At 66.9% G+C, this 2,039-nt stretch carries 2 protein-coding genes; both read left to right on the forward strand.

The genetic code is table 11. The features are described from left to right. Positions 1-93: 93 nt before the first annotated feature. Positions 94-893, forward strand: a protein-coding gene (locus IG88_RS42170) for an IS5 family transposase (RefSeq protein ID WP_398364072.1) whose coding sequence is annotated in 2 segments (ribosomal slippage) — positions 94-409 and positions 409-893 — 801 coding nt in all. Because the reading frame shifts where the segments join, the coding sequence is not laid out codon by codon here. Positions 894-997: 104 nt separating this feature from the next. After that, a complete protein-coding gene (locus tag IG88_RS0137610) occupies positions 998-1,921 on the forward strand; it encodes an aminoglycoside phosphotransferase family protein (protein WP_031051321.1) in 924 nt (307 codons plus the stop codon). Positions 1,922-2,039: the final 118 nt, after the last annotated feature.

Raw genomic sequence — 2,039 nt, forward strand, 5'->3', positions numbered from 1 at the left:
AGAGCTCGTAACACGATCTTGTTGAGTGTGCTGGTCGGGCGTGACCGGTGTGACGATTCGGCCGTTCGTGAGGGTGTGAGTGTTCGGCCGTGGATCGTGGACGACGACTTGTGGGCGCTGATCGAGCCGTTGCTGCCACCGTGGCCCGAGAAGGCGCCCGGGCCACAGCCAGTGGACGACCGGCTGTGCCTGCAGGGCATCCTGTACGTGCTCTACAACGACATCAGCTGGCAACTGCTGCCGATGGAGCTGGGGTTCGGCTCCGGTCAGACCTGCTGGCGCCGACTGGGCCGGTGGCATAAGGCCGGTGTTTTCGACCGGTTGCACCGGCGCCTGCTCGCCGAGCTGCACGCGGCGGACGAGCTGGACTGGTCCAGGGCCTGCGTGGATGCCTCCCACATCCGCGCGAAAAAGGGGGCGAAGCAACCGGTCCGTCGCCGGTCGACCGCGGGAAGACGGGCAGCAAGCACCATCTGATCTGCGATGGCAAGGGCACCCCGTTCAAGGTCATCACCACCGCCGCCAACGTCAACGACGTCACCCAGACCCTGGCCCTGGTCGACGGCATCCCGCCCGTCGCCGGCAAGCAGGGCCGGCCTCGCCGTCGGCCCGACGCCCTGCTCGGCGACAAGGGATACGACAGCAACCCCAACCGCCGTGAGCTGCGCAAGCGCCGAATCCTGCCGGTGATCTCTCGCAAGGGCGCCCCGAACATCAAGGACCTGGGGAAACTCCGCTACGTCGTCGAGCAGACCTTCTCCCTCCTGCACCACTTCAAACGCCTTGCCGTCCGCTGGGAAAGACGCCTCGACCTGCACGACGCCCTCGTTTCCCTCGCCTGCGGCCTCATCTGCTGGAGACGCCTCAAGAAAGCCAGCCGTGATCGGGCGTGAGCGATAGCGGAAGATGGCTGGTGAAGGCGGACGACGGCATGGCCGTTCGCTGTGTTCCGGTAGGTTTCAGCGGGAAACACGATCGCCGTTGAAGGACACATGACTTGAGCACGTTAGAAGCGGTCGAGGTCCCTCAGTCCCTGGCGGTGTCGTACGCCAGAGGCTTCGGCGAGGATGGCCGGGCCTGGATCGCCGGCCTGCCGGCCCTCGCTGCGGAATTCCTGGACCGCTGGGAGCTGAAACGGGACGGCGCGGTCGGAGCCGGGGAAGCCTCGCTGGTGCTGCCGGTGCTACGTAGGAACGGCACGCGCGCAGTCGTCAAACTGCAGATGCCCAGAGAGGAGACCACTGCCGCACTCATCGGACTGCGTACCTGGAACGGCGACGGGATGGTGCGGCTGCTCGACCACGATCCCGAAACCAGCACCATGCTCCTGGAGCGGCTGAACGCTGCCCGCACGCTGACCTCGATCGAGGACGACGACGTTGCGATAGGCATCCTCGCCGAGCTTCAGGCCCGGCTGGTCCGCGTCCCTGCGCCCCAGGGACTGCGCAGCCTCGGCGACATCACCGCTGAGATGCTGGAGAAGGTTCCCAAGGCGGTCGAGGCTCTGGCTGACCGAGCAGACCGGCAACTCCTGCGCGGCTGGGCGTCGGCGGTGGCCGAGCTCGCCGGCGAGCCCGGAGACCGGATGCTGCACTGGGATCTGCACTACGACAACGTTCTCGCCGCGCAGCGTGAGCCGTGGCTCGCCATCGATCCCGAACCGCTCGCCGGGGACCCCGGCTTCGACCTCTGGCCCGCCCTGGACAGCCGGTGGGACGACGTCGTTACGAAGAACGATGCCCTGCGCGTCGTGCGGCGCCGCTTCGACCTACTCACGGAGGTCCTCGGCCTGGACCGCGCACGCGCGACCGGCTGGACGCTCGGACGGCTGCTGCAGAACTCGCTATGGGACATCCACGACGGCGCGACCGCCCTGGCCTCGTCCTCCGTCGCGATCACGAAGTCGCTGCTCAACCGGTGACCCTGCCCCTTTTGAGGGATGAAGACCCGACACCGGGTATTCATCTCCGCGGAACGGCCGAATCGTCACACCTGTCCGACACGCCTGGAAGCCCTCAACAAGATCGTGTTACGAGGTC

It is taken from the genome of Streptomyces sp. NRRL F-5650 (genome assembly GCF_000721365.1).
Classification (GTDB): domain Bacteria; phylum Actinomycetota; class Actinomycetes; order Streptomycetales; family Streptomycetaceae; genus Streptomyces; species Streptomyces ardesiacus.